The organism is Paenibacillus sp. J22P51, assembly GCF_059692215.1.
This window is the reverse complement of the sequence record NZ_JCAUAZ010000011.1, coordinates 130,394-153,950: the sequence shown is the minus strand read 5'-3', so window position 1 is coordinate 153,950 and position 23,557 is coordinate 130,394. Positions and strand designations below refer to the sequence as shown.

The 23,557-nt window shown below is 47.7% G+C and carries 23 protein-coding genes and 2 riboswitches; of the genes, 13 read left to right on the top strand and 10 right to left on the bottom strand.

The window, feature by feature from the left end; all coding sequences use genetic code 11:
* Nucleotides 1–73: 73 nt before the first annotated feature.
* From AC58QC_RS21915 to gcvT, 4 genes are all read right to left on the bottom strand, one after another.
* A complete protein-coding gene (locus AC58QC_RS21915) occupies nt 74–2,173 on the bottom strand; it encodes an AAA family ATPase (protein ID WP_497417200.1) in 2,100 nt (699 codons plus the stop codon).
* A 260-nt stretch (nt 2,174–2,433) separates the two neighbouring features.
* Nucleotides 2,434–3,891 carry an aminomethyl-transferring glycine dehydrogenase subunit GcvPB gene (gene gcvPB / locus AC58QC_RS21910; protein ID WP_497417199.1) on the bottom strand — a complete coding sequence of 486 codons (1,458 nt, stop codon included), beginning with the start codon at nt 3,889–3,891 and terminating at the stop codon, nt 2,434–2,436.
* Complete coding sequence (gcvPA, locus tag AC58QC_RS21905) at nt 3,888–5,240, bottom strand: aminomethyl-transferring glycine dehydrogenase subunit GcvPA (protein ID WP_497417198.1); 1,353 nt, start codon at nt 5,238–5,240, stop codon at nt 3,888–3,890. The genes gcvPB and gcvPA overlap by 4 nt, the downstream gene beginning before the upstream one ends.
* A gap of 35 nt (nt 5,241–5,275) precedes the next feature.
* Nucleotides 5,276–6,370, bottom strand: a complete 1,095-nt coding sequence (gene gcvT / locus AC58QC_RS21900) for a glycine cleavage system aminomethyltransferase GcvT (RefSeq protein ID WP_497417240.1) — start codon at nt 6,368–6,370, stop codon at nt 5,276–5,278.
* A gap of 211 nt (nt 6,371–6,581) precedes the next feature.
* Nucleotides 6,582–6,678, bottom strand: a riboswitch (glycine riboswitch).
* A gap of 155 nt (nt 6,679–6,833) precedes the next feature.
* Between gcvT and gcvH the strand changes: the two genes are divergently transcribed.
* Together gcvH and AC58QC_RS21890 are read left to right on the top strand one after the other, a co-directional pair.
* Nucleotides 6,834–7,223, top strand: a complete 390-nt coding sequence (gene gcvH, locus AC58QC_RS21895; RefSeq protein WP_497417197.1) for a glycine cleavage system protein GcvH — start codon at nt 6,834–6,836, stop codon at nt 7,221–7,223.
* A 33-nt stretch (nt 7,224–7,256) separates the two neighbouring features.
* Nucleotides 7,257–7,853: a sulfite oxidase-like oxidoreductase gene (locus AC58QC_RS21890; protein ID WP_497417196.1), complete on the top strand. Its 597-nt coding sequence runs from the start codon at nt 7,257–7,259 to the stop codon at nt 7,851–7,853.
* A 242-nt stretch (nt 7,854–8,095) separates the two neighbouring features.
* On the opposite strand, the gene AC58QC_RS21885 is transcribed toward AC58QC_RS21890, so the two are convergent.
* Nucleotides 8,096–8,257, bottom strand: a complete 162-nt coding sequence (locus AC58QC_RS21885) for a hypothetical protein (protein ID WP_497417195.1) — start codon at nt 8,255–8,257, stop codon at nt 8,096–8,098.
* A 77-nt stretch (nt 8,258–8,334) separates the two neighbouring features.
* On the opposite strand from AC58QC_RS21885, the gene AC58QC_RS21880 reads away from it, so the two are divergent.
* The 3 genes from AC58QC_RS21880 (at nt 8,335) to AC58QC_RS21870 (ending at nt 9,560) form a co-directional block, all read left to right on the top strand.
* Nucleotides 8,335–8,562, top strand: coding sequence for a spore germination protein (locus AC58QC_RS21880; RefSeq protein ID WP_497417194.1), 228 nt, complete (start codon nt 8,335–8,337; stop codon nt 8,560–8,562).
* A gap of 129 nt (nt 8,563–8,691) precedes the next feature.
* On the top strand, nt 8,692–8,937 hold the full coding sequence (locus AC58QC_RS21875) for a hypothetical protein (RefSeq protein ID WP_497417193.1): 246 nt from the start codon (nt 8,692–8,694) through the stop codon (nt 8,935–8,937).
* Nucleotides 8,938–9,035: 98 nt separating this feature from the next.
* Nucleotides 9,036–9,560, top strand: a complete 525-nt coding sequence (locus tag AC58QC_RS21870) for a DinB family protein (protein WP_497417192.1) — start codon at nt 9,036–9,038, stop codon at nt 9,558–9,560.
* Between the two features lie 412 nt (nt 9,561–9,972).
* Here the strand turns inward: AC58QC_RS21870 and AC58QC_RS21865 are convergent, their stop codons facing one another.
* The gene (locus tag AC58QC_RS21865; protein WP_497417191.1) at nt 9,973–10,404 is read right to left on the bottom strand and encodes a VOC family protein; all 432 of its coding nucleotides are present in this window, start codon (nt 10,402–10,404) and stop codon (nt 9,973–9,975) included.
* A 297-nt stretch (nt 10,405–10,701) separates the two neighbouring features.
* Between AC58QC_RS21865 and AC58QC_RS21860 the strand changes: the two genes are divergently transcribed.
* The 6 genes from AC58QC_RS21860 to AC58QC_RS21835 all read left to right on the top strand — a co-directional run bounded on the left by AC58QC_RS21860 (nt 10,702) and on the right by AC58QC_RS21835 (nt 18,683).
* Nucleotides 10,702–10,944: a hypothetical protein gene (locus AC58QC_RS21860; protein ID WP_497417190.1), complete on the top strand. Its 243-nt coding sequence runs from the start codon at nt 10,702–10,704 to the stop codon at nt 10,942–10,944.
* 143 nt (nt 10,945–11,087) lie between these two features.
* Nucleotides 11,088–11,768 (top strand): L-serine ammonia-lyase, iron-sulfur-dependent subunit beta, encoded by a 681-nt coding sequence (gene sdaAB / locus AC58QC_RS21855; protein ID WP_497417189.1) that lies wholly within the window; start codon nt 11,088–11,090, stop codon nt 11,766–11,768.
* The gene (gene sdaAA, locus AC58QC_RS21850) at nt 11,765–12,649 is read left to right on the top strand and encodes an L-serine ammonia-lyase, iron-sulfur-dependent, subunit alpha (protein ID WP_497417188.1); all 885 of its coding nucleotides are present in this window, start codon (nt 11,765–11,767) and stop codon (nt 12,647–12,649) included. Before sdaAB ends, sdaAA begins: the two co-directional genes overlap by 4 nt.
* A 94-nt stretch (nt 12,650–12,743) precedes the next feature.
* On the top strand, nt 12,744–14,801 hold the full coding sequence (locus AC58QC_RS21845) for a molybdopterin oxidoreductase family protein (RefSeq protein WP_497417187.1): 2,058 nt from the start codon (nt 12,744–12,746) through the stop codon (nt 14,799–14,801).
* A gap of 52 nt (nt 14,802–14,853) precedes the next feature.
* Entirely contained in the window at nt 14,854–15,099 is a 246-nt protein-coding gene (locus AC58QC_RS21840) for a hypothetical protein (RefSeq protein WP_497417186.1), read from the top strand.
* Between the two features lie 194 nt (nt 15,100–15,293).
* The gene (locus AC58QC_RS21835; RefSeq protein WP_497417239.1) at nt 15,294–18,683 is read left to right on the top strand and encodes a cadherin-like beta sandwich domain-containing protein; all 3,390 of its coding nucleotides are present in this window, start codon (nt 15,294–15,296) and stop codon (nt 18,681–18,683) included.
* A gap of 74 nt (nt 18,684–18,757) precedes the next feature.
* Here the strand turns inward: AC58QC_RS21835 and queF are convergent, their stop codons facing one another.
* On the bottom strand, nt 18,758–19,255 hold the full coding sequence (queF, locus tag AC58QC_RS21830; RefSeq protein ID WP_497417185.1) for a preQ(1) synthase: 498 nt from the start codon (nt 19,253–19,255) through the stop codon (nt 18,758–18,760).
* Between the two features lie 11 nt (nt 19,256–19,266).
* Nucleotides 19,267–19,310, bottom strand: a riboswitch (PreQ1 riboswitch).
* 222 nt (nt 19,311–19,532) lie between these two features.
* On the opposite strand from queF, the gene thyA reads away from it, so the two are divergent.
* A complete protein-coding gene (thyA, locus tag AC58QC_RS21825; protein WP_497417184.1) occupies nt 19,533–20,327 on the top strand; it encodes a thymidylate synthase in 795 nt (264 codons plus the stop codon).
* A gap of 32 nt (nt 20,328–20,359) precedes the next feature.
* Nucleotides 20,360–20,842, top strand: a complete 483-nt coding sequence (locus AC58QC_RS21820; RefSeq protein WP_497417183.1) for a dihydrofolate reductase — start codon at nt 20,360–20,362, stop codon at nt 20,840–20,842.
* A 467-nt stretch (nt 20,843–21,309) separates the two neighbouring features.
* Here AC58QC_RS21820 and AC58QC_RS21815 read toward each other — a convergent pair whose 3' ends face one another.
* The 3 genes from AC58QC_RS21815 to AC58QC_RS21805 form a co-directional block, all read right to left on the bottom strand.
* On the bottom strand, nt 21,310–21,936 hold the full coding sequence (locus tag AC58QC_RS21815) for a YcnI family copper-binding membrane protein (RefSeq protein WP_497417182.1): 627 nt from the start codon (nt 21,934–21,936) through the stop codon (nt 21,310–21,312).
* Between the two features lie 139 nt (nt 21,937–22,075).
* Nucleotides 22,076–22,738 (bottom strand): response regulator, encoded by a 663-nt coding sequence (locus AC58QC_RS21810; protein ID WP_497417181.1) that lies wholly within the window; start codon nt 22,736–22,738, stop codon nt 22,076–22,078.
* Nucleotides 22,738–23,550, bottom strand: coding sequence for a sensor histidine kinase (locus AC58QC_RS21805; RefSeq protein WP_497417180.1), 813 nt, complete (start codon nt 23,548–23,550; stop codon nt 22,738–22,740). Before AC58QC_RS21805 ends, AC58QC_RS21810 begins: the two co-directional genes overlap by 1 nt.
* Between the last annotated feature and the right edge of the window lie 7 nt (nt 23,551–23,557).

Here is a 23,557-nt window from a genome sequence, read left to right as displayed (position 1 = left end):
TTCAGCTGGCTTTATGCCAGCCTGAAACGGTGTTTTTTGGTTTATCTAAGGGGCAGAATTCAAATTGACCTTGTTAATTCGGCTGCTTTGGTGTGAAGATCGGACATGCAATCAAGTCATTAGCCAATTGTCCGATCCCTTTCTTTAAATATCGATAGTACGTCGTTATAGGAAGGCCAAGACGTAGAGCAACAGTTTCATGGGAACCGATCTGTTCTATGTAGAAAAGACGCAGAATTCGTTCTTGCATTTGTTCCTGAAATTTACCCTCTGCCAAACGTTCAAGCGATTTTTCGGCAAGGCCTATCGTTCTCTTTGCTACCATTTCGTCCGAAAGTTTAGGCGAATCCCCAGGTTGCAATCTTCTAATCGTATCGAGAAAGGCGGTTTCTCGAGATAACGTATGGTATCGTTCCAACGCTTGTTTAATCAGCTGCATACGAGTTTCGGGAGTAATGACCTGCCCGATGTCCCCGACTTCAGTAGGATGAATATGAGTGAAAAAGTCATCTTTCCTAAGATCAATTCGGCAGGCTTGATAGTGCAGTCCTCCGGGAGAATGGAAGTCTGCCCATGGCAAACGCTCGAATCCGAGTTCGCACATCGAGTCAACTGGACCCTCGAATGGAATCGTTGTAAACACTAATTTGCCTGTCATGCTATGACACAGAATATGTTGGATGAAGAAACTCATAGCGTCTAAATGGAACTCTGGCGCAATGGCACCTATCCAATTTAGATATTCCAATTCCATCGGTGGGGATCTCTTCAAATAATTGTGGAGAATGCAGTTATCAGCTAGAATTGCCCTCATTTTCTCATTTAACGGTAAACAGATATGAAATCCGGCCAGTTTGTTTTCATACTGAAAGACTCGCAACGAAGATGGTTCTTCTTTCCAAATGGCTTCGATAAAGGAATACTGCCCAGTGTCGTCTGGCAAATAAGGGGGGAAAGCCACATGGGTTTGCTGATAGATCGGGGCTAAGAGGGGGATATCCTCTTTCCTTGCAGCTCTGACTTCGAAGCCTTGCCCGTCCCCGGTAAAATAATAATTTTGCAAAAAGGAGTTGGAAAGAAGGAACAATTTCTCAAATCGCAGCTTTACTTTATACGCCTCATCATGGGATGTATGTTTTATCCAACGATGTTCCACCGCGGCAATAGCCCTTTTTCTGTAAAGAGCGTAGGTTTCAGGGGCGCGATGGGTGAGCTCAGCATTCATCCATTTACGAACGGCATCCAGAATGCAATATCCGCCTTCCCGAATGATGGTTACATAAGGCAAATTGCAAAAATCGCTAAACAAGCGTTGAGGAATCTTCTCGCTGAGAATGGACTCCAGCATGTCTTGATCGAATCGCCACACGAGTGACGCGGCAGCAAGTAACCGTTTGTTCTGTGAAGGTTCATCTCCTGTATAGAAAAATGCACGATCTATTAAAGCGATGATGGAATTGGTCTGTCTTCCCTCCAGAAACGAGGTTTCTCCATTTTGTAATGCCGATTCGCATGCCAAAGAAAGTGCAAGTGGGATCCCGCCAGAGAATCGCTCGATGGCATCGCGCAATTTATCGCTGGTGATACCGTAAGACGTCATAAAACTAGCAATCTCTTTTTTGTTTAATGGTGAGAGTCTGATACTTCGAACGATACTGTTCCAGCCTGTTTCCGTCAACAAACTTTCATCCAGCGGATACCTCCCAGCCGAACAAACTTTAACACGTAAGTTCAAAAGAGGCAGCCAACAGTCCCGCAGCCATGTTTCGACCGCTCTGCATCTATCCATACTATCCAAAAGCAGGACGACGCCCCTGTTTTCTTCCCCGATTCGGTTTAACGCTTCTGCTTCCCATTCACCTAAACGCGCGTCATCCTCCGATTTGCTTACAGGAATAGATTTCATTGCGAGCTGGATGCGAACCGCTTCTAGAAATTGAGCTGGATGCAAGTAGGAACGACCATCAATTAGAAAAATAAGCCGATCTTGTATTGTCCTTTGGAAGGCCCTCAACAGAGCGCTTTTACCGATTCCACCAGGTCCATAGATGTGAAGCATCCGCCAGCCGTCCTCATTGGCACACAACTCCTGCTGCATAATGCTGAGCTCTCTTTCTCTGCTAACAAAACGTCTTTGTTGCAATTCATTCAGCAGTTGGCCAACCTTCTTCATGAGGAATCACTCCCGGCAATATTGGTAGTGGAATGGTATTGGTTATGGAAGTTTATACCTTGTATTATACAAGTGAATATTCTCGTTCATGATAGGCCTTTATGATTATAAATGGCTATATTTCGGAGAAACCGGAGACATACCTCGGCGGCGTTTGAGACTCTCGCTTGTTGATCTTGCGTAAACTAACGCATTGAGAAAAAGAAGGCGCTTGGGCCAGTTTAGTCTGGTTCAAGCGCCTTCTTTTTTGTCTTCTTCATTTACCCGCAGGTACAGTTCAAAACAGGCTTCCGCGCAGCCAACGCCTCATCCATCCGACTGACGACAGTCGTATAAGGGGCATTTTTAACCAACTCAGGATTCTCTTCCGCTTCCTTAGCTATGGCAATCATCGTGTCGATGAAGCTGTCTAGCGTCTGTTTACTCTCTGTTTCCGTCGGCTCAATCATAATGCATTCTTCCACACTGAGCGGGAAGTAGATGGTTGGCGGATGATAGCCGAAGTCGAGCAATCTTTTGGCAATATCGAGCGTACGGACACCCAGCTTCTTCTGCCGATTGCCAGAAAGCACGAATTCATGCTTACAGAAGCGCGGATGCGGTACATCGAAGTAAGGTGTTAACCGAGCCAGCATATAGTTGGCGTTCAACACGGCGTATTCGGATACTTTGCGCAAGCCTTCCGGACCCAGCGTACGAATGTACGTGTAGGCACGAACAAGGATGCCGAAGTTGCCATAGTAGCCTTTGACGCGACCGATGGACTGTGGATAGTTGTAGTCAAAATAGAAACTATTATCCTCACGTTTGGCCACGAGCGGCGTTGGCAAGAAGGGAATCAGCCGCTCTTTGACGCCGACTGGGCCTGCGCCAGGTCCGCCGCCGCCGTGCGGGGTGCTCATCGTTTTGTGTAAGTTGAGATGGACCACATCGAAGCCCATGTCCCCTGGCCGCGTGATGCCCATAATGGCATTCGCGTTCGCGCCATCATAGTAGAGCAGCCCGCCTGCGGCATGCACGATTTCGGCGATCTCGACGATTTGTTCTTCGAACAGGCCGAGTGTGTTTGGGTTCGTGAGCATGAGTGCAGCGGTGTCGGAGCCGACAGCACGGCGCAATTCTTCGAGATTCACGAGGCCGCGTTCATCCGATTTGATCGTGACGGTTTGGAAGCCGGCAACGGTCGCACTAGCTGGGTTGGTGCCATGCGCCGAGTCAGGACAAATGACCTTGGTACGGTGCTCGCCGCGACTTTCGTGATACGCACGGATCATCATGAGTCCAGTCCACTCTCCATGCGCACCAGCAGCGGGTTGCAAGGTTACGCGGTCCATGCCCGTGATCGCTTCAAGATCATGCTGGAGATTGTACAACAGCTCCATCGCACCTTGCAGCGATTCCTCCGGCTGATACGGGTGAATATGAGCGAAGCCAGGGAAGCGGGCAACGTCTTCATTGATTTTGGGATTATATTTCATCGTACACGAGCCCAGCGGATAGAAACCATTATCCACGCCGAAGTTGCGACGAGAAAGTGCCGTGTAGTGGCGGATGACATCGACTTCGTACACTTCGGGTAGGTCTGGCTCTAGCTGACGCCGAAACTTGGCAGGAAGAAGCTCATCCATGTTGACTTCTGGAACGTCAGATTCCGGCAAGGAATACGCGACGCGACCAGGGTGGCTCATTTCGAAAATGAGATCTTTATCGTTACTCATACAAGTACCTCCAATGCGGCTGCGAAGGCATCAATGTCTTCGCGTGTTCGTTGCTCGGTGACGGCGATCAGCATATGCCCGGCTAGCTCTGGGTAGTCGCGGCCGAGGTCGTAGCCGCCGATGAAGCCTTTATGAAGGAGCTGACGATTCAGCTCCTCGATGTTCATGCCGTCCGGCAGCTTGACGGTAAATTCATTGAAGTAGCTGCCTGTGAACGGCAGCTCCAGTCCTGACGCGGTGAGGCGATTCGCCGCGTAGTGGGCCTTCTGGACGTTGAGCTTGCCAACGTCCTGGATCCCTTGTTTGCCCATCGTGGACAAGTACACGGATGCGCAAAGCGCGAGAAGCGCTTGGTTGGAGCAGATGTTCGACGTGGCTTTCTCACGTCGTATATGCTGCTCCCGCGCTTGCAGCGTAAGCACGAAACCGCGCTTGCCATCGCGGTCGACGGTTTGACCCACGATGCGCCCCGGCATGCGGCGCATCCAGCTCTCCGCGACGGCGAAGTAGCCGCAGCTCGGTCCTCCCAGCGCAGCTGGGATACCGAGCGGCTGGCAATCGCCGACGACGATGTCAGCGCCGAGCTTGCCCGGCGCTTCGAGCAGCCCAAGCGTGAGCGGATTCGCGCTCACGACGAGCAGTGCGCCCGCGCCGTGCGCGAGCGGCTCCACGGCCGCGATATCCTCCAAGCAGCCGAAGAAATTCGGCGATTGGAGGATGACGGCGGCCGCGTCGCTCTCGAGCTTGGACGCGAGATCGTCCAGATCGGTTACACCTTCAGGTGTAACTGCGATCTCGACGACGTCCAAGTTCAGCCCGCGGGCGGACGTGCGCAAGACGGCGCGCGCTTCCGGGTGCACCGCGCGCGAGACGAGCAGGCGGCTGCGCTTCGTCGCGCCGCTGGCTAGGGCGCCGGCTTCGGCCAGCGCCGTGGCCCCATCGTACATTGAAGCGTTCGCGACGGCCATGCCGGTGAGCTCACAGATGTACGACTGAAATTCAAAAATCGCCTGCAATTCACCCTGGCTGATTTCCGGCTGATAAGGCGTGTACGCGGTGTAGAATTCGGACCGCGAGATGACATGATTGATCACCACCGGAAGGTGATGATCGTAGATGCCAGCGCCAAGGAAGCTGGCGTAGCGCTGAAAGTCCGCGTTGCGCCCCGCCAACTCGCGCATATAGCGGAGCAGACCTTGCTCGCTGAGCGCCTGACCAACTTGAAGTTCACCCTGAAACCGCACCTGCTGCGGGATATCGCTAAACATCTCTTCCATGGAGGAGATGCCGATCGTTTCCAGCATTTCCTTTTGATCCTGCTCCGTAATAGGTAAATAACGATGTTTCATAACAAAAGATGCTCCTTCCGACCCGGATTCGGGGATTATTTCTTTTTATGAAAAGGGGTAGAGACGACTGTCGCTTTCACTTGCGAGCCTCTGATTTCAACGAATACTTCTGTACCAATAGCGCTATACGCGGAATTGATTAAAGCCAGGCCTACGTTCGTTTTGTAGGTAGGTGATTGCGTGCCTGTTGTAATTTCACCAATCTGCTTACCTTCTGCATATACGGCGTAATGAGGGCGGGGAATGCCGCGTTCTTGCATTTCAATGCCGACGAGCTTGCGTGGCACGCCGGTTGCCTTTTGCTCCAGAAGGGCATCCCGCCCAATGAAATCACCTTTATCTAGCTTCACAAAATAAGAAAGTCCCGCCTCAAGCGGCGTTATGTCGGCGGATAGCTCCTGCCCGTACAGAGGTAGTCTTGCTTCAAAGCGCAGCGTATCCCGAGCACCTAGTCCTGTGGGAATGAGCCCATGCTCATCACCAGCTTCTAGCAGCTTTTGCCAAAGGGAGATCGCATCCTTGTGATCAACATAAAGCTCGAAGCCATCTTCACCCGTGTAGCCAGTACGAGAAAGTAATGTGGTCACGCCAGCGACGTTCACCTCAGGGAGGAAATGGAACGTTTTCAAGGATTGAATCGGTGCGTCTGTCAGTTTAGCTAAAATATCAACTGCCCGAGGCCCTTGCAGCGCAAGCAAGGCGGTTTCCTCGGAAATGTTAGTCAGCTGAACATCACCTGCGAGGTGCTGTTGCAGCCAAGCGATGTCTTTCTCGATGTTGGATGCATTGATGACCAGCATGTAGTCGAGATCACTCAGCTTGTAAACGAGCAGATCATCTACTACACCGCCACTCGGATAGCACAAGAGGCTGTATTGGCATTGACCATCTACCAGTTTAGCTGCATCATTCGTCGTGAGTCGTTGTATAAATGCAAAGGCATCCCGGCCCTGGACACGTACCTCGCCCATATGCGACACATCAAAAAGCCCAGCTTGCTGCCTGACAGCATCATGCTCCTTTTGAATGCCCGTGAACTGCACAGGCAGCTCCCAGCCGCCAAAATCAATAACTCGCGCGCCATATTCTGCGTAAATCGGGAAGAGCGGTGTTCGTTTCAACATGCGTATTACCTCACCTTCAATCGACTAATTACCCGTTGGTCTTATTTCGGAAATGCAAAAAGGAGCAAAAGGTATGCAACACAAACATACCTTTTGCCCCTGTCCTTTGTACCTGAGAGTTGCCTAGAACGGGTGAATTTATACACTCAACCGTTAAGTTTCCCCTTGGGTGTCCGATTTCTCGTGATTAACGAGTCCTCGAAGCTCTCCAGAGTCGCGTCCGATACAGGTCCTTTTGCCTGAGAGATTCACCACATCGGGCTTACTCCTTCGGCGCTGCAAACATGCTCCGCAGTCTCTCCCTGTATCCTCATTCGCCAATATTTAATTAGCCTTATTATATTCATTATGCGCCTAAATCGGTGTGAATTGTCAACAGTAACTTTTTGGCGCGACGTCCATCTTGACTTTGATGTTCACAGTAGATTAAGCTATAAGCAAAATTTGTAAGTAAGTGAGGCGTGGACTGATGAGTAACGTACAAGCCAATTTGTTATACACCAAAGAGCACGAGTGGGTAGAGAAGCTATCGGATACGGTGGTTCGCATAGGGATTACCGATTTTGCGCAAGATCAGTTGGGAGATATTGTATTCGTGGAGCTACCGAAGGTTGGTGCTTCTGTTACAGCGAATGAGAGCATTGGCAGCGTGGAATCGGTCAAAACGGTTTCGGATATTTTCTGCCCTGTTTCAGGCAAAGTAACGGCTGTGAACAACACGTTGGAAGGCTCGCCAGAACTCGTAAACAGTGCGTCCTTCGGTGAAGGCTGGATGGTTGAGGTTGAAATCTCAGGGCCAGAAGCCTTGGAAGGCTTGTTGAGCGCTGCGGAATACGGCTCCTATATCGGGAACGACTAGGATTCGGAAAGTAGAACGGATGGAGGGTATTCCATGCAATTTGGGCAAAAGCAGCCGCAGGATCCGAGTGATCGTGTTCCTCCTGGGCAAACGCTGACACAAGGCTGGCCTGTACTGCACTATGGGTCCGTGCCCTACTATAACGACATGAGCAAGTGGGATTTGCGTTTGTTCGGGTTGGTGGAGGAAGAGTTCACCATTTCGTACAAGGATTTTATGGCGCTGCCTCGCAAGGAATTTGCCAACGATATTCATTGCGTGACCACGTGGTCCAAGCTGGACAATGTGTGGGAAGGCATTGCTGTATCTGAGCTGATGAGCAAAGTGAAGCTGAAGCCAGAAGCAACGCATGTGATGCTGCATGCTGAGCATGGTTGGACGACCAATCTACCGCTGGCCGATTTCTTGCTCGAGACATCCTTTCTGGGCATTCGACATAATGGCGTGCTGCTAACGCCTGATCATGGAGCTCCCGTGCGGATGGTTGTGCCGCATCTGTATTTCTGGAAAAGCGCCAAATGGCTGCGTGGCATTGAGTTTATGTCCAAGGATAAGCCAGGCTTCTGGGAGCGGAACGGCTACCACATGTATGGTGATCCATGGAAAGAGGAACGCTACGATTTCGACTAAGCAGCTCAGATATAAGTTTACGAAAGCTCACTCAAAGTCATTTGAGTGGGCTTTTTGTGGTTGTATATCCCTTGCCCGCCTGCCTTCCAAAATATCCAGACTGTAACGGTGAAAAACACGCTTACAGCCCCGAATCCGCGCCGAGTCGGCCGAAGACCTGGCTGTAACGGTGAAAAACACGCTTACAGCCCCGAATCTGCGTCGAAACGACCGAAGACCTGGCTGTAACGGTGAAAAACACGCTACAGCCTCGGATCCGCGCCGAGTCGGCCGAAGACCTGGCTGTAACGGTGAAAAACACGCTTACAGCTACCAATCCGTGCGAATCCCCCAAATATCCCGACTGTAAACAAAAATTCATCTCTTCTAGGCACCAATGCTGCTTGTCCATAACCTTCACCCACTTCTAACTCACCTACAAGTGACCATTAGGCACTTGAACACATACTATGGTTAAGAGTTGGAAAGGAGTGGCCGGAGCATGCCTGCAATTATTAATGGTGGAATCAAAATCCTCAACGTCGCTCAGGGCTCCAATGTCCAGATTGGCGATACCTTTGCAATTAATCTTACCAGCAGCTCCAAAATCTTTGCGGGAGCCAACTCATTTTCGCCGGGAGACAGCTTTGGAAGTATTCAGAATGTGCTTAATGGGAGCACGAATACGGTTGATCCTGATCTTGTGGATACACCGAATAACACGATTTAATTGCTTTATGTCTACTTCCACAAATTGGACGATTTCCAAGCCGATGGCGACGGTCCTAAAGTGAAATGGTGCTGCGAAAGATATACGGAACGTGAAACCATATCAGATATAAATAGGGGATAGAGCAGCTTGTTAAAACGAAAAGTGATTCGGATATATATTGGAAATTTAATGTGGTTCCTTCCAATCTTGATTTTGATCATGGGGGTCAATCCTTCTGTCGCAGGCAGTTTTTGGTGGAAGATACTAGGTTTCCTACTCTTTGCGGGAATTGTTGCCGTCTGTGTGAGTTCATGGCTTGAAGTGAACCGTGAGCAGCGTAAAATCGACGAAAAAAAACACTTTGATTCGGTTGTACTCCGACAGTTTTACTAAAATGAATAGAAATACCCTGACATAATGGTGTCAGGGTATTTGTTTTACAATCAGGATATAACTGGTAATGAGCACATAAATCAAAGGAGACGATAAATATGACGCAGACCTCGATTCGGATGTATGACTATCACGTATGGGCCAATCAAACGCTGATAAATAGGTTAAAGGAACTTCCGCCAGAGGTATACAGGCAAGAGATTCAGAGTGTGTTTCCGACGGTTGCGAAAGTGATTGCGCATATCTACCTCACAGATAGCTGTTGGTTAGATATTCTTGGAGGAATGAGCATGCAGGCGGCTATGGCAGCCTCTTGGCAACTAACTGAAGCAACAGAAAGCAAAAGCCTAGATGAGCTAGAGGCCATGTATACTGAGTTGTCGATGCGTTTTAAAGCATTTCTACAGGATCAGCCTGATTTGGAAAAGAAAGTCACCCTCGATAATCCCTATGCAGGCGTAAGGGAAACAAGTTTGGCTGAAATGGTTCTACAGGTAGTAAATCACGCTACTTATCACCGTGGAAATGTAACGGCCATGCTGCGTCAAATGGGCTATGCCTCGGTCATGACGGAATTTGCACTGTTCTGGTATGCAGGCGCAGGAGAGGCGTCACTCACTTAAAAACGTCATAGCTTCGCTACACGAGCACGATCGCCTGTTCACGTGTTGTATTACATTTCACCTCATTCAAATCTAGTTGCATATGATCCCATTGGATAAATCCACTAGATTGCTCTAAAAAGGAGCACATATGTGAGTTTGACTGGATAAATCCACTCAATCGCTGAATGAAATCGTTTTCTTATGCTTTTGAGCGCTATCCTACTGGAAAAATCCAATGAAGTGACAATTTCCTGCTTATTTTGTGGGAATACAATGGATTTATCCAATGGGGTGAAGAAATAGCCTGTGAAATGTTCCGACGGTAGTCGGATTACATCCCTCGTGATCAGTGGTTGCTACAGCAGCCAGTTGCGTTTCCAAACAAAAAGGCCCTGTCGCAAAATCTTGCGAACAGAGCCTTTTTTCATATTTAATTCATCGTTTCGCCTTCTGTGAATAGGTGGAAGGTCACGCCAAACTTATCCTTCACTTGTCCGTAAGCTGGGCTGAAGAATGCTTCATGCAGGTCCATGATGACCGTGCCGCCTTCTTTGAGCGCTTCGAAAAATTGTTTGGATTTGCTGGCATCCTTCGTTGTAATACAGATCGTTACATGATCTCCCTGTTGAACCGGTTGACCTGGGAAGGTGTCCGAGAACATCAGTTGACTTTCGCCGACTTGCAGCATGGCATGGCCAATGAGTCCTTTTTGTTCATCCGCAAGCGGGAATTCAGGGTTAGCAGGCATTTCACCGAAGGTTTGCTTAAACAGCACTTGCGCGTCCAATGCTTTCTCATAAAATGCAATAGCTTCTCCAGCGGTTCCAGGCAATACTAAATACGGAGTTAAACGGATGGACATAAATAAACAGCTCCTTAGATCGAGTTATTTGAAATGTAAAAAGTCTACCTCTTATTATTACCACATTTACCCGGAAAAATAAAGAACATATGTTCTATTTTGGAGCGAAATCAAGAAAAAGTTGCCCTCCATCTTGAATTTTCCCCATGCCTCCAGAAAGTTAATAGTATAGATAAAGACTATCTTCACACACAGGAAAGGTGCTAACGTCGCCTGTGAATAAGAAGTTTGCTATCTGGTAGTGGCTACCACGCATGTTCCATTACTTTTCATTAAAACATCGCATATGGTTTACCTTTGTCATTTCCAGAGGTAGAAATCTACGCTGCCAATCAAACATCCGGAGCTATCATTTCAGCGAGCAGTTCGTTGGAGAATAGCAATTACTCCACGAGCAAAGTGAATGACGGCGGGCGAAATTCGGTGACAGGTTCCATGGGTTGGACCAGTAATAACAGCCTGACTGCGAACCATACCGAAAACTTGACGATTGATATTGGTTCCAACCGCAGTGTGACGAAAGTAGTCGAGCCTAAATAGCCGCGCCCCCGGAAATAAGCTCGGAAATCGAGCTAGTCCACACCCTCGTGCATATCGACAAATTAAAGTCTTGTCTTTTATATATTCCCTTCATACAATAGGAGAAGATAGTAAGTAAGACCTTAGGATTGGAGCGCTGTGTGATGCGTTTTAAAGATGTGTTTTCCATCATCGGGCCCTCGATGATCGGTCCTTCCTCCTCGCATACCGCGGGTGCGATTCGATTAGGCCGCGTTGCAAGGCAGCTGCTAGGCGAACTGCCGCTTAAGGCAGAAATCACATTATACGGGTCATTCGCAGATACGTACCGAGGACACGGGACGGATCTCGCGTTGATCGGCGGGATATTGGATTTTGAAACGGACGATCCACGAATTCCTCAAGCGGCTGAAGTAGCGGAAGCGACAGGGGTAGCAATAGTTTTTCATATTAGTAAAGATAAAGCAGACCATCCGAACACGGTGGGAATTGTACTTACCTCAGAAAAACGGAAAGTTAGCATGAGGGGGGCTTCAATCGGTGGCGGCAATGTTGAGATTAACAGTGTTGAACAATTTGACGTGAAATTTACTGCGAATTATCCGACATTAGTTATTTCACATCATGACCGGCCTGGGATGATCGCGGATATCACGACGCTTTTAGGCACCAATCAGATCAATATCGGATTCATGGATTTGGATCGGAAGGGGCGCAATCGGGAAGCAATGACAGTCATTGAGACGGATGCAGCTATCCCGGATTCGCTTATTGAACAACTTTTGCGTTTAAGTATGATCACCGATATTAGAAAAGTGGATCTTGCAGAAAGAGGCGACGAATGAGATTCCGGACATTAAAGCAACTAGCCGAGGTATGTGTGGCGGAAGGTTTGACGATTGCTGAAGTGATGCTGGCTGATCAAAGTCACGAATCTGGAAAACCGCCCGAGTATGTGTTTGACAAAATGCGTGCCTATTATCAAATTATGAAAGAGGCCGTGACCAAAGGTTTGACCGAGGACACGACTTCACGGAGCGGGTTAACGGGGAAGGATGCGCAGCGTGTCGCCACCTACCTCACGACAACGGAAGCCTCGCTCGGTGAAGAGGCTTGCAAGGCTATGGCTTATGCCCTTGCAGTCTCGGAAGTTAACGCATCGATGGGGCGAATCATCGCCACGCCAACTGCGGGTTCATGCGGAATTATTCCTGGTGTGTTTATCAGTTCTCAGCAGCGTTTTGGGTGGGATGATGATCATTTGGTCAATGGTCTGCTATGTGCGGGTGCGATTGGGTATGTGATCGCCAATAATTCCTTCGTTTCCGGTGCCGAGGGAGGATGCCAAGCGGAAGTCGGCTCTGCAATTGGGATGGCGGCTGGCGCACTTGTCGAGCTGCGCGGCGGCACACCAGAGCAAGCGATGCATGCGGTAGGGCTAGCGCTAAAGAACACACTGGGACTTATCTGCGATCCTGTTGGCGGACTTGTGGAAATCCCTTGCATCGTTCGCAACGGCTTCGGTGCGGTTAATGCAATGGCAGCAGCCGATATGGCTTTGGCAGGTGTCAGATCGGTCATCCCGTCGGATGAGGTCGTCCAAGTGATGTATGAAGTGGGCACGGCCATGCCGGAGAAGCACAGGGAAACCGCCAAAGGCGGCTTGGCCCAGACACCGACAGGCCGGAAAATTATGAAGGAACTCAACCTAGGGAAAAAAAAGTAACCGTGAAGTCTGTGGGCATCTCCACAGGCTTTTTGTTTTAACTTCCCTTCATTTCGGTATATAGTAGACATATGAAGTGGAAAGGAAGAAGAGAATGCGTACAACAATGACTACATCAATGATTGAAAAACAACAAGGTATCTTCCCTGCTGTCTGTCCTCTGGACTGCCCAGATCAGTGTGGCTTGCTGCTTCATAAAGAAGACGGGAAGATTGTTAAAATAGAAGGAGACCCTGATCACCCCGTGACGCAGGGGGCTATTTGTAACAAAGTTCGCAACATGACGGCACGTCTTTATGATGATAAAAGATTGCAGTATCCGATGAAACGTATCGGCCCCAAGGGGGAAGAGAGCTCATTCCAACGCATTACCTGGGATGAGGCATTGGACACCATCACGAGCCGCTGGAAGGAACTGATCGCCTCGGAAGGCCCAGAATCCATCTTGCCTTATAGCTTTTATGGCAATATGGGACGGATCGGCACGGAAGGCATGGATCGTCGCTTCTTCCATCGCATGGGAGCCAGCCGTCTGATGTATTCGATTTGCGAATCAGCCGGCACGGAGGGCTACAAATATACGATGGGCGGCAGCTATGGGACCGATCCTGAGGAGACGGTTCATGCGAAGCTGATCATCATGTGGGGCATCAATGCGGTCAGCACGAATATGCATCAGGTAATGCTGGCTGAGAAAGCCCGCAAAAATGGCGCGCAAATCATCGTCATAGACGCGCATAAGAATCAAACAGGTCGCTGGGCGGACTGGTTCATTCCCATTTTGCCTGGAACGGACGCGGCTCTAGCACTTGGTATGATGCACATTCTATTCGTTGAGAAGTTGACGGATGAAGCATTCCTACAGCAATATTCGATTGGGCACGAGGAGCTAAGGGAGCATGTCAAGCAATACGATCCTGCGAGCGTATCCGAGATTACAGGCGTGCCTGTGGAGGATATTTATCGCCTTGCTCGCTTATATGGTGAGTCTTCACCATCCTTTATCCGAATCGGAAACGGGATTCAACACCACGATAACGGCGGCATGTGTGTACGGACAATCGCCTGCTTACCAGCGCTTACGGGCCAATGGCTGCATCCAGGCGGCGGTGCGATCAAAGGAAATGGCGCTTATTTGGAGCACAACATTGCGGCTTTGCAGCGGCCTGATTTGCGATCGAAGGAAGCGCGTCTCATCAATATGAACCTGATTGGCAGCGCCTTGCTCGAGCTAGATCCGCCTATTAACGCGTTGTACGTCTATAATTCCAACCCGGCTCTGGTCGCTCCCCATGCCAATAAAGTAAAGGAGGGGCTGGAGCGAGAGGATTTATTTACCGTCGTGCATGATCTGTTCCTAACAGAGACAGCCAAGTATGCGGATATTGTGCTGCCAGCGACGTCCTCTTTTGAAAATACGGACTTTTATCGTTCCTATTGGCATCACTATGTACATCTTCAGCTCCCTGTGATAGAGCCTTATGGAGAGAGCAAAGCGAATGTAGACGTATTCCGACTGCTTGCAGAGAAGATGGGCTACGAGGATGAAGCGCTGCGGGACAGTGATGAGGACATGGTTCGTCAGGCTTTGAATCATCCTGGAAATCCAGCTTTAGCTGACATATCGTTCGATGCCTTGTTGGATTCCGGATTCATGAAGGCAGCGACCATGCCCTTATTTCCTGGGGAGCTGCGGACACCTAGCGGCAAAATCGAACTGTATTCAGCCGAAATGGCGAGCAAGGGCTTTCCAGCGCTTCCGACATATGTGCCGCTTGCCGAAGACAGCGATTTGCCATTTATGTTCATTCCAGCGCCAAATCATAATTTCTTGAATTCAACCTTTGCACATAATGAGAAGCATATCCGTATGGAGAAAATGCCAAAGCTGCACATGCATGAAGACGATGCATCTGCTTTGGGCTTGGCGAGCGGCGATCTCGCACGTGTGTGGAACGAGCGCGGCGAGTGTGAACTAGTCGTTATGACAGGGCGCGATGTGCGAAGCGGCGTTGTAGTTAGTCAAGGGCTTTGGGCTGATGCGCCAGGCAGCAAAACTCGCGTGAACGTCCTGACCCCAGATCGCGTTGCTGATATGGGCGGAGGGGCGACCTTTTTCTCAGGAAGGGTAGGCGTAGAAAAGTTGAAATAGCTTGAACCTATAGGCGAGTTATCGCATAGGGTACATCAGGAGATGATGACTTATGCCCATTCAGCAAAAAGCTTACGCCTTAATCGGGAGACCCGTTGGTATTTCCCTGATGGATGGTACCGGCGTATCTGGCATTCTGTGCAGTGTACAAGGTGGCTCTATTTATGTAATTGAATATTTATACCATACGCAATTTGCTACCAAGCACTATACGTTCAATCAAGTGAGAGATATTTTGCCATACCCGCAATGCCCGCAGCCGTATCCGCCTGTGTATCCATCACAGCCGTTGTACTAAGCAGTTAAGTGGGGAGAAAATAAATGAACTTGTACACGTAACCGATCCTTCTGGATCGGTTTTTTTGTGCGAAATCCTAATTTAGTCACTCCTCAACCTAAATAAATGACAATTCAATCGCAAGGATAGCATGTATTATAATTTTGTATACGCTTACAACTTAGCTAGAATGAAAAGGGGTTTGAATAGTGAAAATGCATGTGTTCAAAAGTAAGATAAGCATGATGTTGATTTTTTCAATGATATTTTCGCTTATGTTGCTTCCTGCAGCAGGAATGGCAGCAGATCTTGAGGTAGAAGTTACGAAACTTCCCCCTGCGGCGGATGCAGCGATCGCGTGGAAGAGTGCGGATACGGCTATTCCAACGCTCGCGGATACCGTCTATGATAAGAGAAATGGATCAACAGATGGGCTATTCAATATCTCTTCAACAAGTACTCAAAAGAAACAAATGTATTTTAAGTTTGATGTGGCAACTGCTTCAGACCCAAGCTATAAATATATATTGCAGGTATCAGCTAAACTAGGAAGCAGCCTGCCCCCAGCGGATTTGCAAGTTTTCGGATTAAACGATAGCTCTTGGCAGGAAAGTACGTTTACATGGAACAATGCATCTGCCCAACAAAAAGATCTTCTGCAAATGGAGCAGGTAGGCCAATTTACGATTACCACCATAAATGGCGCTAAGCCGATTTATCATGATATCGATGTCACTGATTATGTAAGACGACATTTAGCGGATAGTATTGTATCCTTTGTAGTCGCAGATTCGCAATTAACAGGGAAATCCGTAAACATCTATTCCAAAGATAATACCTCCGCCTCTAATCCGGAAACGCAGCTTCTTGTGAAGCGCATTGTGCAAAGCGACACTACGCCGCCACAATGGCCTGCAGGTGCTGCCTTAAAGTCGATCAATCTTGGAACAGACTTTGTTCAACTGGTATGGCCGGCAGCGACAGATGATAGCTCCGTAGCAAACTATAAGATCTACCAAGATAGCGCACTTACAGCGACCATTTCGGGTGGTACTACGTATACGGCTCAAGGCCTGACACCGAATACTAGTGTATCTTATGCAGTCTATGCAGGAGACGTAGCTGGAAATTACTCTTCAGAACCTTTGACTTACAACACAACAACCTTGTCAGCGCCAGTTACGCCGATTCCGATTGTCGATGTAAATGCGAGCAGCAGCGACGGGAATGTAGAGAGCAACACATTAGATAACAACTTATTCAGCCGTTGGTCTGCCTCGGGCGATGGTCAATATGTGATGTTTGATTTAGGTCAAACAAAACGAATTGGCTATGTTGGTATCGCTTTTTATAAAGGTGATCTACGTTCGACTCGACTTGATATTGAGACCTCTAATGATGCTATAGCATGGACAAATGTATGGAGTGGAAACAGTCGTGCGACCACAGCGAATATGCAAGCTTTTGATATTCCGGATACTGACGCTCGTTTCGTACGTATCGTTGGGCATGGCAACTCAGATGGCAGCACGTTTACCAGCTTAACCGATGTCATGATCTATGCGCCATATGTGACCGGTGATACACCTGTTGCTATTGTTCCGAATATTACACCCACTGCACCTCCGGGAACAGTTCCTTTCACCAAACCAGGATTAACAAATCCGGATGGTACTGTTCATACGCTGCATACTCCGAACCCCGTCACTGGAGCAACTATTAATGTAACTAGTTATGGGGTGGATCTTGCCGATAATGCGAATGATGACCGTGTTGCGATTCAAAATGCGATAAATGCCGCTTCACCAGGTGATGAAGTCTACCTGCCAAATGGTGTGTATAACCTAATCACTTCACCTGATGGATTTGTAAATTTGAAGCTAAAGTCTGGTGTGAATGTACGCGGAGAAAGTGAAACAGGCACGATACTGAAGTCCAGCATCGATGATATTAAAAATAGTTCCGTTGTGAAGTCATCGAGTCAACACGATATTAAGGTGTCTAACTTGACGATCACATCGACTTGGAATCGCTCATTTTCTCTCGAGCATGCGACGAATAATCCAGCTGCTGGTGGTCCAGATAGTAGTATTGCTGTAGCTAATTATGGGGAAGCGCCATCCTTTAATGTAACCATTGATCATGTTACCGTCGAGCGTTTTAGACGTATGGCCATTCGCATTGAGAATAGTCATGATGTGGTTGTTCGTCATAGTACCTTCCGTAATGCAACCGATCTAGGCGGAGGAGGAGCGGGTTACGGTACCTCCATTCAAGGGATGCCAAAGGTAGATAGACTTGGTTTCGACAATGATACGTATTGGAATGTTGTTGAAGACTCAACGTTTGAAGGACCTTATTTACGTCATGGTTCCCTTATCCAAAATGTCGCGCACAATAACGTTCTGCGTAACAATCATTACATCAATACCAAATTAGACTCCATCGATCTACATGGTGAGTTGGAGTACTTAAATGAAGTGTATGGCAATACCATCGAGAATATTTGGACTGGCGGTGGCGTAGGGCTAGGAAATACAGGAGGGACGGCTCCTTCTAATCATAGTAAATCCGGCCCAAATAACCACATTCATGATAATGTGATCAGCAATTCGCGCGAGGGCATTGTTGTCACGATGGGTACACCAGATACCTTGATTGAGAATAATATCATCGAAAATACAACTTCCGTCGAGAATGCAGTAGGTATCAATATTTTAAATGGACCAGGTACCCGTATTGTTAATAACATTATTCGAAATAATACCGCGACTAATTATTGGGGCATCTTACTCGAACATGATAGAGGAGATCAGAATGCTAACTTTATCGGTGCGGGAGACCCTCAAAATGTACAAATTGCAGGAAATGTGATTACAGGAAATACAAATGGGATTCAACTCCAGGCAGGTGCAAATATTACTGTTAGTAAAAATATCTTAAACAATATTGGCACTAATTATGATAAGGCGGATGACGTAACGGCTACGGTGGCATGGCCTTCGACGGACAACACATTAAGTGGCTTGGGTATCAGTTCTGGGACACTGAGTCCTGCATTTGATCCAGCCGTGATAGACTATTCGTCATCCGTACCTAAAACAACGAGTGAACTTATCATAACGCCAATAACAACGAACAGTGGAGCAACGTTGACCATCAACGGAGCACCTCTCGTTAGCGGATCTGGTTCCAATACGATTCAACTACAAGTTGGTGAGAATGTCATTGAAATTGTCGTTACCGCAGAAGATACGTCGACGAAAACGTATCGACTAACGGTAACACGGTTACTGTCGGACAATGCGAATTTAAGCAACCTAGCTATCAGCTCAGGTACGTTAACTGCTGCATTTGACCCTATGCTAACAGCCTATTCAGCGAATGTGTCTACTGGGAATTCTAAAATCCAAGTAACACCAACTACCTCAGATAGTACGGCTACTGTGACCGTAGACGGAGTATCTGTCACTAGCAACGCTGCGTCTAACACAATTAAATTACATCCAGGCGAAAATATGATTGAAATTGTCGTGACCGCAGAAGATTCATCTACGAAGACGTATTACTTGACGGTAATCCGTGGCAAGGACAAGGACAAATAAGATCGACAAGGCAATAAAAAAAAGCTTAGTCAATTTCCAGCAAACAGCTGGGATTGACTAAGCTTTTGTCATGATTAACGGTTATCAATCTTCTCCGGATACAAATCATGATTCATCAAGCGATGTTCAGCCATAGCTTCGTACTTGGTACCTGGTTGGCCCCAGTTACAATAAGGGTCAATGGAAATACCGCCGCGAGGCGTGAACTTGCCCCAAACCTCGATGTAACGCGGATTCATCAGCTCGATCAGATCATTCATAATAATATTGACACAATCCTCGTGGAAATCACCGTGATTGCGGAAGCTGAATAGGTAAAGCTTCAGGGATTTGCTCTCGACCATTTTGACCGTTGGAATATACGAAATGTAGAGTGTTGCGAAATCCGGTTGTCCGGTTACAGGACATAAGCTCGTGAACTCAGGGAAGTTAAATTTGACGAAATAAGCCCGGTCCGGGTGTTTATTATCAAATGCTTCTAAGAGTGTAGGGTCATAATTGAAAATGTACTTCGTGCCTTGATTACCTAATAAGGTAATCTCTTTCAAATCTTCATTGCTTCTGCCTGCCATGGGTAAATCCTCATTTCATAGTTTTTTAGAGAGGGAGTTTGCGAACCTCTTCTATTAGCAGATAGGTCCGTAGGTCCGCTCATAGAGGTGACTTCCTATTTCTTAAAAAATGTATCATACTCCGCAGGAAAAAGCACCTTGCAGCGGGGTGGCAATTATTACAGTTCAGTGGATTTTGGAATGAATTGTCGAAGTGGATGTTCAATAAGAAGGATAATGTTTATAATAGAAAAATAAATCGCGATGAGAGCTAATCTATGAGGTGAATAGTTGAATTATGAAAGCTTATTTGGAACTGCTTAAAGATGTTTTAGATCAAGGCGTAGAGAAGGGAGATCGCACGGGTACAGGAACGATTTCTGTTTTTGGACGACAGATGCGAATCAATCTTAAGGATGGTTTTCCACTTTTGACAACGAAGAAGCTGCATATCAAATCCATTGTTCATGAACTGCTGTGGTTCTTGAGCGGCAGCACGAATGTTCAATATTTGCGCGACAACGGTGTAACAATCTGGGACGAGTGGGCTGATGAAAACGGAAATCTTGGCCGCGTGTATGGCGCACAGTGGCGTACGTGGATTGCGCCGAACGGGCAGGTTATTGATCAAATCGAGAAGCTGATTCATCAAATCAAAACGAATCCCGATTCGCGCAGACACTTGGTATCCGCATGGAACCCTGCCGAAGTGGACCACATGGCGTTGCCGCCATGTCATTATGCGTTTCAATTTTATGTAGCAAATGGTAAGTTATCTTGCATGTTTCAGATGAGATCGGTGGACACGTTCTTAGGTCTGCCATTTAATCTGGCGTCGTATGCCCTCTTAACTCACATGATTGCTCAACAGTGCGATCTGGAAGTCGGGGATTTGATTTGGAACGGCGGCGATGTGCATATTTACCAGAATCACGTTGAACAAGTGAACAAGCAGCTGCTGAGAGAGCCACAAGAGCTGCCAACTCTTCATATCAAAAGGAAGCCAGCTTCCATCTTCGATTACCAATTCGATGATTTTGAGTTTCTGAACTACACGCCTCTGCCGGGCATTAAGGCGCCGATTGCGATTTAAGCAAGGTGTTGTAACGAAAGGAGTGTTTCCCGTTGAGTATTTCATTTATATTTGCCATGGATCGCAACCGAGCGATCGGTGTTAATAATACATTGCCGTGGCATTTGCCAGGTGATCTGAAATTTTTCAAAAACGTGACGATGGGTCACCCCATCCTCATGGGGCGCAAAACGTACGAATCCATCGGCAAGCCGCTTCCTGGAAGACGCAACGTCATTCTCACGCAAAATACCGCGTATCAAGCTGAAGGTTGTGAAATTTTTCATTCGGTAGACGAAGCGATTGAAGCATTCCGTGACCAGGAACTGTTCGTGATCGGCGGGGCAGAAATCTTTAATCTTTTTGCCGCTAGCGTGACTCGCATGTACATCACTTTCATTGAGCACGAGTTCGAAGCCGACACCTTTATGTCTGATTTGGACTTGTCTGCTTGGACCTTAGTGTCAAGTGAGCAAGGCGAGCGCAATGAGAAGAATCCCTACGAGTACTATTTCCGGATTTACGAACGGAATTAGTTAGTTGGAGTAAGAGTGAAGCCCTGAGCTATCTGCATCTTCCAGATAGCTCAGGGCTTTTTGTTAAATGGTATGCAACTCGGTTCCATTGGATAAATCCACTGATTTGCACTAATTTGCCACCAAAAAAGTGATTTGATTGGACAAATCCACTCGAATCATGGAAATAGACCCTTTTGGGTCTTATTCCATTGGATAAGTCCAATGAAGCAATCGTTTTCGACGTCTATTCCGATATTACACTGTATATATCCAATGGGATGAGTTGTTGACAAGAGCAGGTAGCAAAAAGCGTTGAACAAGAACAAGAACAAGAACAAGAACAAGAATAAGAACAAGAACAAGAACAAGAACAAGAACAAAAACAAGAACAAGAACAAGATCTGATCTAACAAGAAAGCCTCGAGCACTCCCTCTGTTTCACACAGAGAGTCTCGAGGCTTTCTGAATTAAGGCATTACACGCACTTATCTACGTTTTCTAACCAACGATACGATCAAGGCTAGCGCGCCAAGCACCACGCCAGCAATGGAAAGGTACAGCGAGGTATTCGAGTCTGAATCCGCCGTTCCTGCCGCACCGGCTGTTACATTCCCATGACTATCTGTCGTTGCGCCAGCTGCTGCTTTGGCTTTAACGGTTGTTACTGATGCTGGCTTGTCTGAGCCATTCGCCCCAACCCATTCCACAACAGAGCCATCCTTGTAGGTCTGGTAGGCCTTCCAGATGATTTGCGTAGCGTTATCAGCAACTTTACCCTGCATGCTGAAATCACCAAACTCCGTGCTTCCTAGTCCATCTCCTGTTGCTGTCCATGTGACGCCAGTAATTTTCCCAGCAGCGTCCTTGGCAATGTCGTACTTCCAACCCGCTTTAGGTTCAAAACGCGAAACAGCTACCGAATCAATTGGAAATTTGACCTCAACTTTAACAGTAGCACTGTCCTTCTCGGAAGGTACACGCACAGTGAAAACTTCATAGCCGCCTTGTGTGGCTTCTTTCGGATAGACGACGACGTGGGCACTTGCAATTCCCACGAGGAGCATAGATGCGATCATCATCGAGCTTGCGGTTAACATAAGTTTTTTAAACATGGCATTCATTTCCCCTTTCAATATCAACTCTTACCATGTTGTCCATCTTACCTGATAGACAAGCATAAGAGTATGACTCGACTGGGCTATTTTTTCGACTAGTTTTGTCTAAATAGTAGCATTTATGTGTTTCATATTTTCATTTTCGTGTCAGTCCGTGCTTAATGGCGAATGCGGTGAGCTGGACGCGATTCTCTAGAGATAGCTTCACGAGAATATTTTTCATGTGATTTTTCACGGTATGCTCGGAGATGAGCAGCTTTTCGGCAATCACCCGATTATTGTCCCCTTGTGCGACATAAGCGGTAATTTCTTGTTCACGTGAAGTGAGCATATGTGGGCTTGGACCTTCTGTGTTTGCTCCTATCGGTGAGCGGAAGCGTCCGAATAGCTTGTCCGCCATTCCTCTGGCCACCTCCGAATTATCGTCAAGCAGGGCACGCAGATAGCTTAGCCATTCATCGGGATCCATGTTTTTGAGCAAATACCCTTGTGCGCCGAACTGCAATGCCGTGAAGAGATCGGCAACATCATCCGAAACCGTTAGCATAACGATGCGTATCCCGCCATACGCTTGTTTAATGTGCCGTGTGGCTTGTAATCCGTCCATCGGCGACATATGAATGTCCATTAAGACGACGTCGGGAGCAAGCTCCCCGCAAAGTCGAATGGCATCTTCTCCAGTGCTGGCTTCTCCAACGATGAAGAAATCTGAGCACGGCGCCAGCATGCTTCGTATCGCTTTGCGGGCTAAGGGATGATCATCAACAATAAGTACGCGAAATGGCATGAGATCGGGCATTAGCTGTTCACCTTTCTTTCGGCTTGTACGATCAGTTTCGTGCCGGCGCCTTTCTCACTCTGAAGCGCAAGCGTTGCACCAAGCTCGGCTGCCCGTTTCTGCATGAGGTCAATGCCGTAGGTTTTGCCTTTATCATCCGTTGCCGATTTAAGCTCCATACCGCACCCGTTATCCGTAATGAGTAGTCTCCAGTGATCGTTTCCAGCTTCCAAATGAAAGGTAGCATCTGTTGCCATAGAATGCTTTCGAATGTTCGTGAAAGCCTCTTGCATAATGCCGAATAGTTGAACTTCTTCACTAGGTGAGAAGCTGTGATCTGTGATCTGCACGGTCTTCTGAAGCTCAATGCCGGTTACCAACCGCCAGTTCTCTAAGTAGGTATGAATCCGTTGCCCAAATGAAGTGCCCTCTTCTGGCGGCGTTCGTAGATTGAAAATAGCCTGACGAAGCGAATTGTCAATCTCGGAAACAGCCGCTTTCGCTTCTTCAATGTCCCCTTGTCGCAGCTTCACATTGAGGAAGAAGAGTGTTTGAGCCAAATCGTCATGTAATTCTCGAGCCAACCGCTCACGCTCCTCAAAGACCGCTCTACGGGCTTCACTGAGCAGAATTTTCTCATTGCTGCGTTCAATGCTTCCAAACATCCAGGAGGCGAAGAGATACGATAAGAGCAGCGTAATCACCGTAATCGTGAAATTACCGGCTTCCATTGTTAGATAGCGTAGTAAATATTCATGACGGATATATTCAAAACCACCAATAATAAGGACGGGCACCAGCACCGTAAAAAGCTTATACTTACGCATGGACATGCAGCGG

Bases quoted from the DNA above. Each gene is read 5' to 3' on its own strand.
- AC58QC_RS21915 (WP_497417200.1), bottom strand. From the start codon at position 2,173: ATGAAGAAGGTTGGCCAACTGCTGAATGAATTGCAACAAAGACGTTTT.
- gcvPB (WP_497417199.1), bottom strand. From the start codon at position 3,891: ATGAGTAACGATAAAGATCTCATTTTCGAAATGAGCCACCCTGGTCGC.
- gcvPA (WP_497417198.1), bottom strand. From the start codon at position 5,240: ATGAAACATCGTTATTTACCTATTACGGAGCAGGATCAAAAGGAAATG.
- gcvH (WP_497417197.1), top strand. From the start codon at position 6,834: ATGAGTAACGTACAAGCCAATTTGTTATACACCAAAGAGCACGAGTGG.
- AC58QC_RS21890 (WP_497417196.1), top strand. From the start codon at position 7,257: ATGCAATTTGGGCAAAAGCAGCCGCAGGATCCGAGTGATCGTGTTCCT.
- AC58QC_RS21880 (WP_497417194.1), top strand. From the start codon at position 8,335: ATGCCTGCAATTATTAATGGTGGAATCAAAATCCTCAACGTCGCTCAG.
- AC58QC_RS21870 (WP_497417192.1), top strand. From the start codon at position 9,036: ATGACGCAGACCTCGATTCGGATGTATGACTATCACGTATGGGCCAAT.
- AC58QC_RS21865 (WP_497417191.1), bottom strand. From the start codon at position 10,404: ATGTCCATCCGTTTAACTCCGTATTTAGTATTGCCTGGAACCGCTGGA.
- sdaAB (WP_497417189.1), top strand. From the start codon at position 11,088: ATGCGTTTTAAAGATGTGTTTTCCATCATCGGGCCCTCGATGATCGGT.
- sdaAA (WP_497417188.1), top strand. From the start codon at position 11,765: ATGAGATTCCGGACATTAAAGCAACTAGCCGAGGTATGTGTGGCGGAA.
- AC58QC_RS21845 (WP_497417187.1), top strand. From the start codon at position 12,744: ATGCGTACAACAATGACTACATCAATGATTGAAAAACAACAAGGTATC.
- AC58QC_RS21840 (WP_497417186.1), top strand. From the start codon at position 14,854: ATGCCCATTCAGCAAAAAGCTTACGCCTTAATCGGGAGACCCGTTGGT.
- AC58QC_RS21835 (WP_497417239.1), top strand. From the start codon at position 15,294: ATGCATGTGTTCAAAAGTAAGATAAGCATGATGTTGATTTTTTCAATG.
- queF (WP_497417185.1), bottom strand. From the start codon at position 19,255: ATGGCAGGCAGAAGCAATGAAGATTTGAAAGAGATTACCTTATTAGGT.
- thyA (WP_497417184.1), top strand. From the start codon at position 19,533: ATGAAAGCTTATTTGGAACTGCTTAAAGATGTTTTAGATCAAGGCGTA.
- AC58QC_RS21815 (WP_497417182.1), bottom strand. From the start codon at position 21,936: ATGTTTAAAAAACTTATGTTAACCGCAAGCTCGATGATGATCGCATCT.
- AC58QC_RS21810 (WP_497417181.1), bottom strand. From the start codon at position 22,738: ATGCCCGATCTCATGCCATTTCGCGTACTTATTGTTGATGATCATCCC.
- AC58QC_RS21805 (WP_497417180.1), bottom strand. From the start codon at position 23,550: ATGTCCATGCGTAAGTATAAGCTTTTTACGGTGCTGGTGCCCGTCCTT.